The organism is Hanstruepera neustonica (assembly GCF_002895005.1).
GTDB lineage: Bacteria > Bacteroidota > Bacteroidia > Flavobacteriales > Flavobacteriaceae > Hanstruepera > Hanstruepera neustonica.
On sequence record NZ_POWF01000001.1, the window covers coordinates 254,770 to 270,873 of the forward strand.

Below are 16,104 nucleotides of genomic sequence, written 5' to 3' on the forward strand. Positions count from 1 at the left end.
ATTTAATTACCTTCTTTTTGTAATAGCTTATTAATAAGTATTCTTTTAGCAGATATTACGGGGTTGTGCTTATTGTCAACCTTCTTGGTTTCAATAGTAAAATTGTCTTTTTTGAATGAAACAAACTTGTTATAGCGCATAAACTCATCAAAATTATTAGCATCAACAACTATCGATTTTTGACCATACTTGAAGGTAATAAAATTAAATTCAACCTCCTTCTCTTTCTTGCCAAGATTAATTAGAATAAAATTTGAGATGTTTTTGTTACCAAAATTTGCCTTGAGTTTTTCAAATCCTGTTGAGGGCGGAATAGCTTCTACTATTTGAATATTTTTTTTCTGAAATTCGTCTACCTCAATATTATTTACCAATACCTTAAAATCATCTTCAACCGATGTTTTTAACTCAAGAACAATTTCAAAATCTTCTTTTGTTTCTAATTTTTGAGGCTCAATTTCTGGAGCCTTATTGTTTCTAGCACAAGAAAATAGCACCAATGTTATTATAAAGACTGTGATTCTATTCATAATCATAAATTATACAATCATTCCAGCCGCAACAGTTTCATTAGTGGCATCATCAACGAGAATGATACTTCCTGTTGTTCTGTTTTCTCTGTATGAATCAACCATTAGGGGCTTTGTGGTACGAATTTTAACTTTTGAAATATCATTCATACCCAATTCCTTATCGTCCATATTTCTCTCTAGGGTATTGATGTCATATTTATACACCACTTCTTTTATCATAGCCTTTTGTTCATTTGAAGTGTGTTTGATAGTATATTTTGCTCTTGGTTTAGCAGAATCGTTGTGCAACCAACACAGCATGACTTCCAAATCTTGAGAAGCTTCAGGCTTGTTATTCGATCTCACAATCATATCGCCTCTACTGATGTCAATATCATCCTCTAAAGTTATAGAAACAGACATTGGTGCAAAAGCCTCTTCCAATTCGCCATCTAAAGTATCTATTGATTTTATTTTAGAGTTAAATCCAGATGGCATAATTGTGACCTCATCGCCCTTTCTAAAGACGCCACTAGCAACTCTTCCGGCATAGCCCCTATAATCAATAAATCCGTCACGTTGAGGTCTTAAAACGGTTTGTACAGGGAAGCGCGCATCCACCTTGTTGATGTCGCTACTAATATGCATGGTCTCTAAAGTGTGTAATAGCGGTGCTCCTTGATACCAATCCATGTTTTGCGAACGATTAACCACATTATCTCCTAATAACGCACTAATAGGAATGAAACGTACATCCTTTACCAACATTTTAGATGAAAACTCTTCAAACTGTTCAATGACTTTATTATAAGCTTCTTCAGAAAAATTTACTAAATCCATTTTGTTAATACAAACGATTACATGCGGTATCTGAAGCAATGATGCTATAAAAGAATGTCTTCTAGTTTGTTCTATAACGCCATGTCTGGCATCAACTAAAATAATTGCTGCATTAGCTGTTGAAGCCCCTGTTACCATGTTGCGAGTATATTGAATATGGCCAGGCGTATCAGCAATTATGAATTTTCTTTTAGGAGTTGTAAAATATCTATAAGCCACATCAATGGTAATGCCTTGTTCGCGTTCATCCCTTAACCCATCAGTAAAAAGTGCCAAATCAACACCTTCGTGTCCTTTTTTCTTACTAGTGTTTTCTATTGCCTGTAATTGGTCCTCAAAAATTGATTTCGAATCATATAATAAGCGTCCTATGAGTGTACTTTTTCCATCATCTACACTTCCTGCAGTAGTAAAACGTAATAATTGATTGTTATCTAACATGATAATTTTAAATGAGATACTGAATCCTTCGAAACTTCGGTACAGTATTACAATTAATAAATTTGATTAAAAATACCCTTGTCGCTTTCTGTCTTCCATCGCAGATTCCGAGCGCTTGTCATCGCTACGGTTACCACGTTCTGTTTGACGCATACCAGAAACTTCATCAGCTATCTTTTCCAAAGTATCGGCATCAGATTCAATACCACCTGTAATGGTAATATCGCCTAAAGTTCTGAAGCGAATTTTTTTGGTGACTATTTCTTCGTGATCTTCTAAAACGAGAAACTCGGAATTCGGAATCCAAGATTCTTGGCGCCAAACCACCTCGCGCTCATGAGCAAAATACAATGATGGAATCGCTATATTCTCTCTTTTGATGTAATTCCAAACATCCATTTCGGTCCAATTACTTATTGGGAAAGCCCTAAAATGTTCGCCCTCAAAATGTTTGCCGTTGAAAATATTCCACAATTCTGGTCGTTGATTTTTAGGATCCCATTGCCCGAAATCATCCCTATGCGAAAAAAAGCGTTCTTTGGCTCTTGCTTTTTCTTCATCACGACGTCCACCGCCAATAGCACAATCTATTTTATTGGCTTCAATGGCATCTAATAACGTTGTAATTTGTAAAGCATTTCTTGTGGCATTTTTACCGCGTTCTTCCGCAACACGACCTTCATCAATAGATTCCTGAACAGAACCCACAATTAATTGAACACCTAATTCCTTGATGATATCGTCCCGAAACTGGATAGTTTCTGGGAAATTATGGCCTGTATCCACATGCATTAAAGGAAATGGTATTTTTGCTGGATAAAAAGCTTTTTTAGCCAAGTGTGTTACCAATATGGAATCCTTTCCTCCAGAAAATAAAATTACAGGGTTATCAAATTGTGCCCATACTTCTCGCAAGACAAAAATGGCCTCGCTTTCTAATTCGTCTAAATAATTTAAATAATACTTACTCATTTTCGAGCTGTAATTTTGGTCTTATGTAATCTAATATCTGCTTTACGGCTTGTTCAACAGATACGTCTTCTGTTTTGATTTCAATATCCGGATTTTCAGGTGCCTCATAAGGGGCTGAAATTCCAGTCATGTTTTTTATTTCACCAGCACGAGCTTTCTTATATAAACCCTTTACATCGCGGCGCTCACATTCTTCTACGCTGGTGTTGATATAAATCTCAACAAAGTTAACATCTTTGACGATACTTTTAATGTTATCTCGGTCTTTTTTGTAAGGTGACACAAAGGCTGCTAAGGTGACAATACCTGCATCAACCATTAGATTAGCCACTTCAGCAATTCGTCTGATGTTTTCCGTTCTGTCTTTTGGTGTAAACGTTAAATCATTATTGATGCCTTTTCTAATATTATCGCCATCCAAAGTATAGGTGTTTATTCCTTGTTTAAACAATTCCTGCTCAACAACATTGGCTATTGTTGATTTTCCAGACCCAGAAAGGCCTGTAAACCATAACAAAAAAGAATTGTGATTTTTTGCCTTCTGTCTATCTTCTTTTGAAATTTGATAATCGTGAGGAATAATATTGTCTTTCATGATTTCTATTTATTTCTGTCTGATAGGCCATAATTAATTCTATACCAAACACGTTCATGCAGATAATACAATAGCATTTTTGTTATCACTTCTGCCAGACCTATTTTAAGACCTGTCAACGGATTTCCCGTTACTATCCATGCCAATGTCATAGTATCTATGGTTCCAACCAATCGCCATGTAACTGTTTTGGCTATATGCCTTTTGTTACTTTCTAAAACTTTTCCGTCTTTGGTCAAATTCACCCTAAACCACAATCGTTCATGGAGATAATATAATAACATTTTTGTGATGACCTCATAAACACCTATTTGAAGACCTATAAAGGGATCGCCAGAAAGAATCCATGACAAAACAATAGTGTCCAGTGTTCCAACCAATCGCCAAGTAATAGTTTTTGCAATATGCCTTTTATGCGAAGCTGCTGCCATACCTATTTACTCACAAGAAAATAACTATTTAATAAATTTTCTTTGTTATAGCTTAAAGATTTGTTGGTTTCTTTCGAAATGACCTGTATGCCAACTGCATTGCAAATGGCATGACCAGCAGCGGTGTCCCATTCCATCGTTGGGGCGTACCTTGGGTAAACATCTGCGTTTCCTTCAGCCACTAGACAGAACTTTAATGAGCTGCCTTTAGAAACTATTTCAACTGACTTACCAGAATTTTTTATTTGATCTATAAAATCTAAAGTTTCTTGATTCATGTGTGAACGACTTCCAACTACTTGAATCGTTTCCGATTTCGAGTTTTTGGGCTGTAATGTATTAGAATTTTTAAAAACTTCATCAATACTTGAGTCATGAGAGTTTAACTCCGCTTTATAGGCTTTGCCTTCGCTAACAACAGCATAATACAAAATCTTACTTGCTGGCACATAAATCACTCCCATTATAGGAGCGCCTTTTTTCACATAGGCAATGTTAACGGTGAACTCACCATTTCTTTTTATAAACTCTTTGGTGCCATCAACAGGGTCAACAACCCAGCAATCATTCCATTGTTTTCTTTCACTGTAATCTATTTGCTTGTTTTCTTCACTAATAATTGGAATGTCAGTTTTTATTAAATAAGAATTAATAACATCATTTGCATTTTTATCGGCTTCAGTTAGAGGTGATTTATCATCCTTTAATTCTACATTAAAAGTTGTATCGTAAACCTGCATGATTGCTTTTCCTGCTTTTAGTGCCGCTTCGATGGCTATTGTTAAGTTTTTTTTATTCATTTAGTTTTGATATGGCTTTTGTTAAGCTTGTTTTCCAATTTTCTATATTAAATCCTAATGTGTTTTCAATCTTACTGGTGTCCATGACACTATAACTTGGTCTTTTGGCATCAGTCTTAAAATCAGTTGAAGGGATGGGCTTTACATTAATATTTCTTCCTGCCAACTCAAATATTTTTTTGGCAAAACCATACCATGATGTTTCTCCTTTATTGCAAAAATGGTAAAGTCCATAATCGTCTATGTTATTTTTTATAATGTACATAACAACATCGGCCAGGTCTTTGGCATATGTTGGTGATCCTATTTGGTCATCAACAACGCTAATCTCACTCCTGGTTTCGGATAGTTTCAACATGGTTTTCATAAAATTTCTTCTATGCTCCGAATACAGCCAACTGGTTCTAATTACATAATGTTCTTTTAGGGTTTCGCTAATTTTCTGCTCTCCTTTTAATTTGGAAAGTCCGTAAACATTTATGGGATTTGTGATATCTGTTTCTTTGTAGGGTACTTTTTTGCTTCCGTCAAAAACAAAATCAGTTGAAATATGGATTAGTTTTATGTTGTTGTTATTGCAAGCTATTGCCAAATTTTCTGCCCCCTTCTCATTGACCTCAAATGCTTTTTGTTGCTCTGATTCCGCTAGGTCAACATTTGTATAAGCTGCACAGTTAATGCACCAGTCTATATTGTTTTGGCCAAAAAAACTATTTGTTTTTTCAGAATTGGTAATATCGAGTTTGGAATGGTCGGCAAAAATAAAGTTAATTTCAGGATAATTGGTTTCAAGATCTCTAATGCATTCTCCTAATTGACCTCCGGATCCTGAAACTAAAACTGTTTTCATAGAGTTTGGTTGAAATTTATATCAGTTAATTGATTTCGGCTAACTTTAAAACAGGTAATTCTAAATCTTTGTCTGAAATTATTAGGCTTTCTTTAGGCAACTTCCAATCAATATTTAAATTAGGATCATTAAACAAAATTCCTCTTTCCGAAAGTTTATCATAATAATTATCACACTTGTAAGAAAAAATAGCGGTTTCGCTCAAAACAACAAAACCATGAGCAAATCCTCTAGGTACAAAAAACTGCTTTTTGTTTTCTTCTGACAACAAAACAGATACGTGCTCACCAAAAGTAGCTGAATTCTCTCTAATATCAACTGCTACATCAAGTACACTCCCTTTTATGACCCTCACTAATTTAGCTTGAGCATGATTCCCGATTTGATAATGCAATCCTCTTAAAACACCCTTTGTTGAAAATGATTCATTATCTTGAACAAAGTTGACATCAAGCCCTGTGAGGTCATAAAATTTTTCTTTGTTAAAAGATTCAAAAAAATAACCCCTTTTATCTTCAAAAATTTTAGGCTCAATTTCAAAAGAGCCTTTTAGTTTTGTTTCTTTAATATTCATTTTCTTGAATTCAATAATCCTAAAAGATTTTTGCCATAACCACTTTTAAGTAAAGGCGTGGCTAAATCTTTAAATTGTTCTGGTGTAATATAACCCATTTCAAATGCAGCCGCCTCAATTGATCCTATTTTGAGGCCTTGCCGCTCTTCAATTACTTCAATAAATTGAGAAGCTTGCATGAGAGATTGAAATGTTCCCGTGTCAAGCCAGGCTGTTCCTCTATCTAATATACTTACACTTAATTTACCTTGCGATAAATAAGCCTTGTTTACATCGGTTATTTCAAGTTCTCCCCTATGACTTGGTTTAATATTCTTGGCAATTTCAACAACAGAATTATCATAAAAATAGATACCTGGAACAGCAAAATTGGATTTAGGTTTTTTGGGTTTTTCTTCAATTGATATGGCTTGTCCCTCTTTATCAAACTCGACAACTCCGTACCGTTCAGGATCATGGACCCGGTAGGCATAAATAATTCCACCTATTGGATCGTTATTGCTTTGTAAAAGTTTTGCAAGTCCTGTTCCGTAAAAAATATTATCGCCTAATATTAATGCTACTTTTTCATTACCAATGAAGTCAGCCCCAATAATAAATGCTTCTGCAAGCCCATTTGGGTTTTCTTGCACAGCAAATTCAAACTGACAGCCATATTTGCTTCCATCCCCTAATAAGTCCTTGAACAAGGGTAAATCCTTTGGTGTTGATATAATTAAAATCTCACGGATTCCAGAATACATAAGTGTTGAAAGCGGATAATAAATCATAGGTTTATCATAAATAGGCATCAACTGCTTACTTATAGATAACGTTAACGGGTGTAGCCTTGTTCCTGATCCTCCTGCTAGTATAATTCCTTTCATTCTTTGTATTGTTTTTCATAATAGGACTGGTAGGCACCAGAAGTTACGTTCTCTAGCCAATCTTTGTTTTCTAAATACCAGTCAATTGTTTTTGACAATCCTTGTTCGAACGTAACCGAAGGCTCCCAACCTAATTCCTTGTTTATTTTGTTGGCGTCTATCGCATATCGTAAATCATGCCCTGGCCTATCTTTAACGTAAGTTATCAATTTCTCTGAAGTTCCATTTTTTCGGTTTAACTTGACATCCATTTGTTGACAAAGCAATTTTACTAAATTAATGTTCTTCCACTCATTAAACCCGCCAATATTATAAGTTTCTGCATTTTCTCCTTTATGAAAAACCAAGTCTATTGCTTGAGCATGGTCTTGAACATACAGCCAATCTCTGGTATAGTTTCCATCTCCATAGACAGGAAGTGGTTTATTGTTCAAAATATTGTTAATGAACAGCGGTATTAGTTTTTCGGGAAATTGATTCTCCCCATAGTTGTTGGAACAATTAGAAATAACATATGGAATCCCATATGTTTCTCCATAGGCTCTAACAAAGTGGTCCGAGCTTGCTTTGGATGCAGAATAAGGAGAGTTAGGGTCATAGGGAGTAGTTTCTTTAAATAATCCTGTCTCCCCTAAAGTTCCATAAACCTCATCAGTGCTTATGTGATAAAATCTTTTATCGGCAAAATTGTCTTTCCATAAATTTTTAAAGGCATTCAGTAAAACCATAGTTCCAATCACATTAGTTTTTACAAACGCCAAAGGATCTGTAATGGATCTATCCACATGAGATTCGGCTGCTAAATGAATAACCCCATCAAACCTATATTGGTCAAACAATTTATTGATTTCTGATTCGTTTGTAATATCTGTTTTTAGAAAAGTATAATTTGCGCTTTTTTCAACATCTTTGAGATTCTCAAGATTCCCCGCATAGGTTAAAGAGTCTAAATTGTAGATGTGATAATCTGGATAACTATTTAAAAATAATCTTACAACATGAGAGCCAATAAAACCCGCTCCTCCGGTTATTAAAATTGATTTTTTATGCTTCATATTGAACGACAAATCGAACTAGTTTTCTTGTTAAATAAATAATACACAACAACACAAATCCAAGTGCTGGCAAAACAACTTTATATCTTTGATACCATTCCAAATCTATTTTACCTACTTGTTGAAAACTTGATATTACATCAAAAAACACATCTTCCTCAACTTTTTGTTTATCAAGTTCTTTAAGTTCGTTTCTCAATCTAATTTCAGTATTTAAAAGTTCAAACTCCCTAGTTTGTGTTTTGTCCTTGTTTAAGGTTAGTCCCTCTCCGCCAATTGTTATTTCGGTTGGAGCTGTTCTGGACTCTTCTTCAAGCACCTTTATGTAGACATCTTGCAAAGAAGCCACTTCTTCCAACTGCTGCATTATGTTTTGTTTCTGAATGGTTATAAGAGAATCTCTTTTTTTCATCTTTTTTTCAGAATATTTGTTTGTAAAAGACCCGTTCAAGCCTTCTTCTAGCTTTGGGAAAATATCTTTTTTTGATGAATAAACTTTTATTTCAAATAAATCTCCAGCATATATGCTTCGGTTTTCAATGAAATCTTCAAAAGTTATTTTTACTGCTCTAGTGCTATCAATTGATTTTAAAAAGTTTTCGTATTGTATTAATCTCTCATTTTCGGTTTCTGGCCCAGGGCTTATTTCAAAACTTGAGATTTGCTCAACTTCATCTTCTTGTAAATTAAAAACATTGGAAAGTATCCCATATTCTTCATTTTCAATCAAAGCATTGTAGTAATCTATGGTGTTAACCAACTGATATTTTGAATCAAAATACGGTTTAACCAACATGCTTGAAGAATATAGTTTGGGCTTAAATTTATCTAATGCGTACCCTAGAATACCTGCAATCAATATGGTTATTACAATAATCTTAAAATTTACAATGATCGGTTTAATAGTAAATATCACTAAAGAGAAAAGACTCTTTAATATTGAATAAACAAACTTAATTAAGCGATCAAAAGCTTTGCCTATCATTTTAAATAGCTGGCCTAAATCTACCTCATCATTGGTATTTAGGGGTTGTTTGTTATCGTTCATATATGAGTTAGTTGTTAAATATTTGTTGTAATATTTTCCTGGTTATTAAGTATGTGGGTTTCACACCTGAAGTGCCTAGTCCTCCTGATGCCAATGTGCTTCCTGTTTCTAGTGGGTTATCACTGGCGTAGTAAGCATAACGTACTTTAACGTTTGGATTAATAGCTTTCCTGATTTTCGAAGCGGCCTGAATCGCCTTTTGATAATGGGCCCCTTCCATTTCAAGACCAATGACGCTCCAGGTTGAATTGAAAAAGAATTTCAAAATATCTTTATTCTGTAATGAAGTTCCTAAAACTGTAATCATGGCTCCTTCGTATACATTAACACCATTTCCTTCTAAATCTGCTTTCTGTAATTCATTTTTAAAAGGGTAGTTGTCTGCTGTGCCTTCAAATATATGTGCGGTGGGTATCATAATATCTCCTTTGCCTCCCTCTAAAATTCCAGCTTTACCCATGATGGAAATGGAAGAAACATTTAAAGAAATATTCTTGTTGCCTGATTTAACTGGCTTTAAAAGCTCGTCAATAGTTTCATATGCTTGTTCCCCAAAAGCGTAGTCCATTACTAAAATAACCGGTTGTTGATCTTTCTTAGGTTTAGATTTGTTTGTTTCCAGCCCTAGATTGGAAACATCTATCCTGTTAGCATCAAATATCTGAACGTCAATATTTGTTCCAGATGAATCTGGGATATAAATCATTCCATTCTGCAACGCTTCTTTGGTTACTTTATTGCGTAATGTTTCATTTTCTTTTTTGCTCAAATCTTCATACGCTCCAAAAATGCCTTTTTTGGCAATAATCGCCTTCAGAGGGTTCACGGCAAACAATGTGTTCATAACACTATGCATATTTGCACTGATAACATGTATGGGCCTGTCAATTAGATTATTCTTTAAAAGGGTGTTTTTTATATTGTCTGCCCAAATTTCACCATGAATATGATGTCCTAAACGCTCTCTTAAAACAGGGCTGAATGTAACGGTTCTTTTATTGTTGTTAACAATTTCTTCAATGGCTAGTTTACCCAACCAATAAACAATGTGTAACAGTCTTTCGGGTTGATCTTTTAAACTAAACTGATTATAAACTTGACTCAATTCATTAAAAGTTCTTCCAAGAATATTCGCTGTATGAGTTATTGCTACTTCTCGCTCATTTTGTGTTAATTTAGTTTTTGATAGAACAGCTTTCTCTAGTTTAACCCAATCTCTTGTTGTATTACCATTTTCATCAATGAGTACTCTTTTACTTATTTTATGCGACTCAATGAACAAAAAAGTTAAATGGGTTAAAATATCATAGATTTCGGATCGACCTCGAGTAATTTCAATGTTCATTTGTTCCTCATCAATACGATAGCAATTTCGGCGTCTTTTAGGTGGTATTATGGCTTTAAAGTGTGAATTACTGTAGCCCTCATCACTGGTCAAATTAATAAATGTACATTCTTCAATACCTTGTGGTAATCTATCAATAACATACAACAGTCCGTCTAGTTCCGCTTTATCATCCGCAATAGAGCCATAAATTTCTGGCCGTAAAAGTAATAAAGCCTCACGAAGTGTCTCTCCCGAAACACCCATAGGTTTATAAAAGCCTCTATTAAACAAATGCCTCATGGTAATATACATTCTTTCAATGGCATTCGAGCTTTCTTGGGCTCTCGTTCTAGCATGAAGTTTCTTATTACTCATAGAAAAATTTTAGTCCCCAAATATACTATTATTTAGTCAAACCAAGCGCCAGCAATTGGTCTGCTATTTTTCGATCATTCGATAATCTTGGAAGCTTGTTTTGTCCTCCCAATTTACCAATGGATTTCATGTATTCCTGAAAACCATTTTCCGTTACTTGAGTAATTTTTAAAGGTCTTAAAACGTGTCCAGAAATTAAATCAAAATAATAGCTGTTTTGGTTCTGTAATGCTTGATCAATTCTTAGCTCCAAATCTTGTATATGGTGCATATCACCATCAAACTCAATAAACCATTCGTGGTATGGTAGCCCTTCATCAGGATTAATTTGTGGGGCAACAGTAAATTCAGAAACTTGAATATTGGTGTTCTTTAATCCTTCTTTCAGAGCCTCTTCCACTTCCTTACCAATAACATGTTCTCCAAAAGCAGAAATGAAATGCTTGATACGTCCTGAAACAACAATTCTATATGGTTCTGTAGATGTAAACTGAACCGTATCACCAATATTATATGCCCAAAGACCTGCATTAGTTGAAATAATCATGACATAATTTTCTCCGATAACAACATCTTTAATCGTTGACCGTTTTGGGTTATCATCAAAAAACTCATCTGCTTTTATAAATTCATAAAATATTCCTGAATCTAACTGGAGCAACATCCCTTTATCTCCTTGCTTGTCCTGAAACGCAAAAAAACCTTCGCTTGCTGGATAAAGCTCAATGCTGTCCACCTTTCTTCCAATTAAACTTTCAAACTTGGCTCTATAAGGGTCATAATTCACGCCGCCAAAAATGAATAAATTAAAATTCTTGAAAACATCACCAACTTTTTTTCCAGTACGTTCCTTAATTTTTTCAAAATACATTTGTACCCATGATGGAATTCCAGAAATAATAGTCATGTTTTCATTTAGGGTCTCATTCACAATAGCATTAACCTTTTCGTCCCAGTCTTCAATACAATTGGTTTCCCAAGATGGCATTCTGTTTTTTTGAAGATATTTGGGCACGTAATGGGCTACTATTCCTGATAATCGACCCAATTGAATGCCATTTTTCTCATCAAGTATTGGACTGCCTTGTAAAAAAATCATCTTGCCATCAACAAACTTACTGTTGCCTGTTTCGGCAATATACATTAGTATGGCATTTCTGGCAGCACTAATGTGATAAGGCATACTATCATTGGTGATAGGAATATATTTGGACCCTGATGTGGTACCTGCTGTTTTAGCAAAATATATGGGTTTATCCTTCCATAAAATATCTTTTTTGCCAGCGACTACCAAATCTATATAACCCCTTAATGCCTCATAATCCCTTACAGGCACTCGTTTAATGAAGTCGTCATGTGTTTTGATGTTTTCAAAGTCATGGTCTTTACCGAATTGTGTGTGCTTAGCTTCTTGAATAAGCATTTCAAACACCTTATTTTGAGTCTCAATTGGATTTGATGCCCATTTGTTTATTTGTTTGGACACACGTTTTGCAAATGGTTTTGCTAGAACAGATTTAAGTGAAAACATTAATTAAAATCTATGAAATTTGTTGGATTAATTGGGTAGCCATTACTCCAAAGTTCAAAATGTAGATGTGGTCCCGTTGTCAATTCTCCAGTATTACCGGTTGTGGCAATAACTTCTCCTGCCAAAACTAAATCGCCTTGTGATTTTGTTAAAAGTGCATTATGCTTATAAACTGATATCAAGCCTTGACTATGTTCCAATATCATCACGTATCCTGCTTCAGTGGTCCACTCTGCAAAAATTACTGTTCCATCTGCTGTTGCCTTTACAGGCGTATCACTTTCAGTTACAATATCAACTGCAAAATGTTTTTCTTTGGCGTCGTATTCTTGAGAAATAGAACCTTTAACTGGCGGAAACAAAATAAAGCTAGAACTTAATTTAGCTGATTCAAACAAGTTATACTTGTCTTCCTTTTTTACTTTTTCGCGTAAAATAGAATCTTCTCTAATGGGTGTTAAATTGATGTTTTTAGCTTCAATTTTGGTGGCTTCAATTATGGAATCTCTATTGAAATCAACCGTGCTTACCTCGCCATAAAGAACTTTTTTTATGGAAGAAAAATACTGTTCGTTTACAGCAATGACTTGTTGTAAAGAATCTGTTTTATAATTTAATTCCGTAGCACGTTTTTTTAATTCAGTAGATGAATAGCCTGGAATATATTCTCTCAAGGGTGTGAACGCTATTAGAATGGTTGTTGCAACAATCAGGAAAATGGAAAGCAAGGACATTAAAACAAAAACGTTAAGCCTGGTTAGTTTAAGTGACAAGCGTTCCTCAAAAGTGTCCTCGTTTAAAATGACCAAACGATATTTGTTCAGTAATTTTTTAGTAAACTTTTTTGGCTTCTTTTTGGTTTTGCTCATAAGTCTTACAAAATTAAATAAAATTATGTCATCACTTGTTTCACTTAACACTAAAGTTAGGGATTAAACGCTGTTATTAAAGTTTAATTATTAACTTTGTAGCATAAATATTTAAGCAATGATTTCATTAAGTATATTTTTAGCCCCTGGACCATGGCAAATAGTTTTAATTGTTGTGGTTGTATTGTTGTTGTTTGGTGGTAAAAAAATCCCTGAACTAATGCGTGGTTTAGGAAGTGGTATCAAGGAATTTAAGGATGCCAGTAAAGAAGACGATAAAGACAAAAAGGAATAACTTTTTTAAACAAAAAGCCCAACTTTAAAAGTTGGGCTTTTTTTATGCTCAATAATCCAGCTATTTGAATTTAATGGATTTAATAATAGATTCCAATTCAAACATATAATCCCTTTTTTCAACTGATGGTGCAAATGCAAAACCTTCTACTACCAGTTGCCTGTTGTTTTCTGGGTCATTGATAATGTAATTCACGAATGGGCCAGACATAAACGCGTTTTTAACATCCCAAAGTCCTTTAGTTTCAAACGCTTCTTTATCGTCAATTTGGGTTTTGGATAAAAATGGTGTATAGGCGTTTTCTGTTGCCATGTAGGAGCCATCCACTGGTCCAGGAATATGCACTTGACCAACAGAATCCCTGATTTTAATAATTTGATTAATCAAACTGTCGTTTTCAACAATGCTGCCATAAGACAATTCATAAAGCATCAGGTTTGTTGTACCGGTTGTAATATCCTTTCTGATCCAATAAAAATTATTGTCTTCCTTGGCAATTCTATAAACTGATGGAAATTCAATATCTATTCCCAGTTTTTCTTTTATGTCGTTATTCTTATGTAAAGATTGTTTAGTCCGTCTTTGGCGTTCTTTTATTTCTTCGTTTTTAAACGATTCAACCATCCTTTGTGCATTATCATGAATCTGGTTGATAATATCTTCATTGGTTTTTCCCATTACTACAATGAGTCGTTGGGGTTTTGCAAAAACATTTTTGGCTATCTTAACATCAGCCTGATCTCCTTTTTCAATTTTTAAAACAATCCTACTTCTGGTTGCAAAACCTGAAAAGACCGATGGTGGTATCTGACTTAAAATAAAGAGTGGCTCATCTTGATTCAGTCCGTGAACAGGTGCAGCAAAAACATCTCTAATGGCTTCGCCAACATTCCCTTCCCACAATTCGTGATCTACTACTACAGATAAATTATTGATATTTCCTGATGACTCCGATAATAATTTAATGTTTTTTTTATTTCCATCCTGGCATGAGACTACCATTACAAGAACCATAATAACAAATAAAATTTTTCGCATAATCTAGTTTTTAAGAAGAAGCTATCCCTTGGATACTTTAAGCTTCATTCCTGGTTTTAAATTGTTACCACTAATATCGTTCCATTCTCGAATATTTTGGACAGAAACTCCTGGAAATTTTTGAGATATGCTCCAAAGTGAGTCGCCACTTTTAACTGTGTAGATTTTTGAATCACCCTTAGGGACTGATTTTGAGACTGTTGAAGAAGATGATTGGTTAACTGCAACGGGGGTTCTTGGATAAATAGTTAACCGTTGACCTATTTGTAAATTGTTGCTTCGCAAGCCATTCCATTGCTTAATTTGACTAACCCTTACTCCATATTGTCTAGCAATTTTCCCTAAATAATCTCCTGATCTAACACGATATCGAATTTTACTGTCGCTATCAAAAAATTGTGGTAATGGTTTTTCCCTTGCGTCAAATTCAGCTTGGGCAGAAGCATAAATGGCCTCTTCATTATTAACAAACAAACCTATTGCCGTTCGCGGTAATCTCAATGAATAATTCTCTCCTTTTATGTATGGAATAATGTCTAGTTTGTATGATGGATTCAAAAATTGCAGTTCTTCCATATTAACTCCAGTAGCTTCGGATACCTGATCCAAGGTTATCATTTGCTTAACCACAATAGTATCTGTTTCTATATGGTGAAATTTAGGCTTTTCATAAACCAAGCCATGTTCTTCAGCATATTCAAAAATATACATGGTAGCCAAGAACGCTGGCAAATAACCTGCGGTTTCCCTTGGTAAATTATGACGTATATTCCAATAGTTTTGGTATCCACCAGATCGTCTAATGGCTTTTGATACATTTCCTGGTCCAGAGTTATACGCAGCCAGTGCCAAATCCCAATCACCAAAAATAGTATACAAAGATGCCAGGTATTTAGCCGCAGCAGTGGTAGATTTAATGGGGTCTGAACGCTCGTCAACATAACTACTTACATTCAGACCATAATATTTTCCCGTAGTAAACATAAACTGCCAGAGACCTGTTGCGCCTACTCGAGATCTAGCCCTAGGTTTTAATGCGGATTCTACAATTGCTAGATATTTAACTTCTAATGGCACATCATTGTTATCCAATTCCCTTTCAAACATGGGGAAATAAAAATGGCTCAAACCAATCATTCTTTCAAAATATTGTCTCCTATTTTTTAAAAATGACTTTATAACACTTTCCAATGATGGATTGTATTCAATATTAAACGGAGTTTTTGCATTTAATAAGGCCAATCGGGCTTTTAACGTGTCTGTTGGAAGGTCTGGATAGTACACTTCGTTATACTCTAATTCTGAAACCGTATTATAAATGGTGTCAAAAAGTGCATTACTATACAATTCTTCTAGCCATTTTTGATCGAGTTGCGCTGCTAGTTCATGGTCTTCAAGTACACGTGATTTTAATGAATCAGGAGTTATGGCTATGTTTTTTTGATTGAAGTTTTTACCGTCAACTATACTATCTGCCGAAAATTCTTTTTTTGGAATTAATTTATCTTGGGCAACACCCTTACCAGATATGGTGTCTTGAGCCACAAGACCGTTAGATATAATTAAGAAGAGACTGATGAATGTAGGTAAACGCATGGTTATAATTTTATAAACCTTTAAAACGAATTTGCATTTGTTTTCTTATAAAAAATCAATTTAAGATGGTTTAACTCAATTTGAGACTG

Annotated in this window: 17 protein-coding genes; 1 reads left to right on the plus strand and 16 read right to left on the minus strand. The window is 34.6% G+C overall.

Going from position 1 to position 16,104, the window contains the following annotated elements; translation table 11 throughout:
* Positions 1–2: 2 nt before the first annotated feature.
* The 14 genes from C1T31_RS01190 to C1T31_RS01255 all read right to left on the minus strand — a co-directional run bounded on the left by C1T31_RS01190 (position 3) and on the right by C1T31_RS01255 (position 13,086).
* The gene (locus C1T31_RS01190; RefSeq protein ID WP_123912611.1) at positions 3–530 is read right to left on the minus strand and encodes a hypothetical protein; all 528 of its coding nucleotides are present in this window, start codon (positions 528–530) and stop codon (positions 3–5) included.
* Positions 531–539: 9 nt separating this feature from the next.
* A complete protein-coding gene (gene cysN / locus C1T31_RS01195) occupies positions 540–1,793 on the minus strand; it encodes a sulfate adenylyltransferase subunit CysN (protein WP_103050637.1) in 1,254 nt (417 codons plus the stop codon).
* A gap of 66 nt (positions 1,794–1,859) precedes the next feature.
* Positions 1,860–2,765 carry a sulfate adenylyltransferase subunit CysD gene (gene cysD / locus C1T31_RS01200; protein ID WP_103050638.1) on the minus strand — a complete coding sequence of 302 codons (906 nt, stop codon included), beginning with the start codon at positions 2,763–2,765 and terminating at the stop codon, positions 1,860–1,862.
* Positions 2,758–3,360: an adenylyl-sulfate kinase gene (cysC, locus tag C1T31_RS01205; protein ID WP_103050639.1), complete on the minus strand. Its 603-nt coding sequence runs from the start codon at positions 3,358–3,360 to the stop codon at positions 2,758–2,760. The genes cysD and cysC overlap by 8 nt, the downstream gene beginning before the upstream one ends.
* Positions 3,361–3,365: 5 nt before the next feature.
* Positions 3,366–3,791, minus strand: a complete 426-nt coding sequence (locus C1T31_RS01210) for a DUF2061 domain-containing protein (RefSeq protein WP_103050640.1) — start codon at positions 3,789–3,791, stop codon at positions 3,366–3,368.
* 2 nt (positions 3,792–3,793) lie between these two features.
* Positions 3,794–4,591 carry a 3'(2'),5'-bisphosphate nucleotidase CysQ gene (gene cysQ / locus C1T31_RS01215; protein ID WP_103050641.1) on the minus strand — a complete coding sequence of 266 codons (798 nt, stop codon included), beginning with the start codon at positions 4,589–4,591 and terminating at the stop codon, positions 3,794–3,796.
* Complete coding sequence (gene rfbD / locus C1T31_RS01220; RefSeq protein WP_103050642.1) at positions 4,584–5,441, minus strand: dTDP-4-dehydrorhamnose reductase; 858 nt, start codon at positions 5,439–5,441, stop codon at positions 4,584–4,586. The genes cysQ and rfbD overlap by 8 nt, the downstream gene beginning before the upstream one ends.
* Before the next feature lie 25 nt (positions 5,442–5,466).
* On the minus strand, positions 5,467–6,015 hold the full coding sequence (gene rfbC, locus C1T31_RS01225) for a dTDP-4-dehydrorhamnose 3,5-epimerase (RefSeq protein WP_103050643.1): 549 nt from the start codon (positions 6,013–6,015) through the stop codon (positions 5,467–5,469).
* Positions 6,012–6,881 carry a glucose-1-phosphate thymidylyltransferase RfbA gene (gene rfbA, locus C1T31_RS01230; RefSeq protein WP_103050644.1) on the minus strand — a complete coding sequence of 290 codons (870 nt, stop codon included), beginning with the start codon at positions 6,879–6,881 and terminating at the stop codon, positions 6,012–6,014. The genes rfbC and rfbA overlap by 4 nt, the downstream gene beginning before the upstream one ends.
* Complete coding sequence (gene rfbB, locus C1T31_RS01235) at positions 6,878–7,936, minus strand: dTDP-glucose 4,6-dehydratase (RefSeq protein WP_103050645.1); 1,059 nt, start codon at positions 7,934–7,936, stop codon at positions 6,878–6,880. Before rfbB ends, rfbA begins: the two co-directional genes overlap by 4 nt.
* Positions 7,926–8,984, minus strand: coding sequence for a hypothetical protein (locus C1T31_RS01240; RefSeq protein ID WP_103050646.1), 1,059 nt, complete (start codon positions 8,982–8,984; stop codon positions 7,926–7,928). Before C1T31_RS01240 ends, rfbB begins: the two co-directional genes overlap by 11 nt.
* 7 nt (positions 8,985–8,991) lie before the next feature.
* Positions 8,992–10,686, minus strand: a complete 1,695-nt coding sequence (locus C1T31_RS01245) for a DUF6909 family protein (RefSeq protein WP_103050647.1) — start codon at positions 10,684–10,686, stop codon at positions 8,992–8,994.
* A 28-nt stretch (positions 10,687–10,714) separates the two neighbouring features.
* A complete protein-coding gene (locus C1T31_RS01250) occupies positions 10,715–12,217 on the minus strand; it encodes a GH3 family domain-containing protein (protein ID WP_103050648.1) in 1,503 nt (500 codons plus the stop codon).
* Complete coding sequence (locus tag C1T31_RS01255) at positions 12,217–13,086, minus strand: M23 family metallopeptidase (RefSeq protein ID WP_103050649.1); 870 nt, start codon at positions 13,084–13,086, stop codon at positions 12,217–12,219. Before C1T31_RS01255 ends, C1T31_RS01250 begins: the two co-directional genes overlap by 1 nt.
* Positions 13,087–13,204: 118 nt before the next feature.
* On the opposite strand from C1T31_RS01255, the gene tatA reads away from it, so the two are divergent.
* Positions 13,205–13,381: a twin-arginine translocase TatA/TatE family subunit gene (tatA, locus tag C1T31_RS01260; protein ID WP_103050650.1), complete on the plus strand. Its 177-nt coding sequence runs from the start codon at positions 13,205–13,207 to the stop codon at positions 13,379–13,381.
* A 60-nt stretch (positions 13,382–13,441) separates the two neighbouring features.
* Here tatA and C1T31_RS01265 read toward each other — a convergent pair whose 3' ends face one another.
* The gene (locus tag C1T31_RS01265; RefSeq protein WP_103050651.1) at positions 13,442–14,419 is read right to left on the minus strand and encodes a DUF4837 family protein; all 978 of its coding nucleotides are present in this window, start codon (positions 14,417–14,419) and stop codon (positions 13,442–13,444) included.
* Positions 14,420–14,440: 21 nt separating this feature from the next.
* Positions 14,441–16,015 (minus strand): LysM peptidoglycan-binding domain-containing protein, encoded by a 1,575-nt coding sequence (locus tag C1T31_RS01270; RefSeq protein WP_103050652.1) that lies wholly within the window; start codon positions 16,013–16,015, stop codon positions 14,441–14,443.
* Positions 16,016–16,104 lie beyond the last annotated feature (89 nt).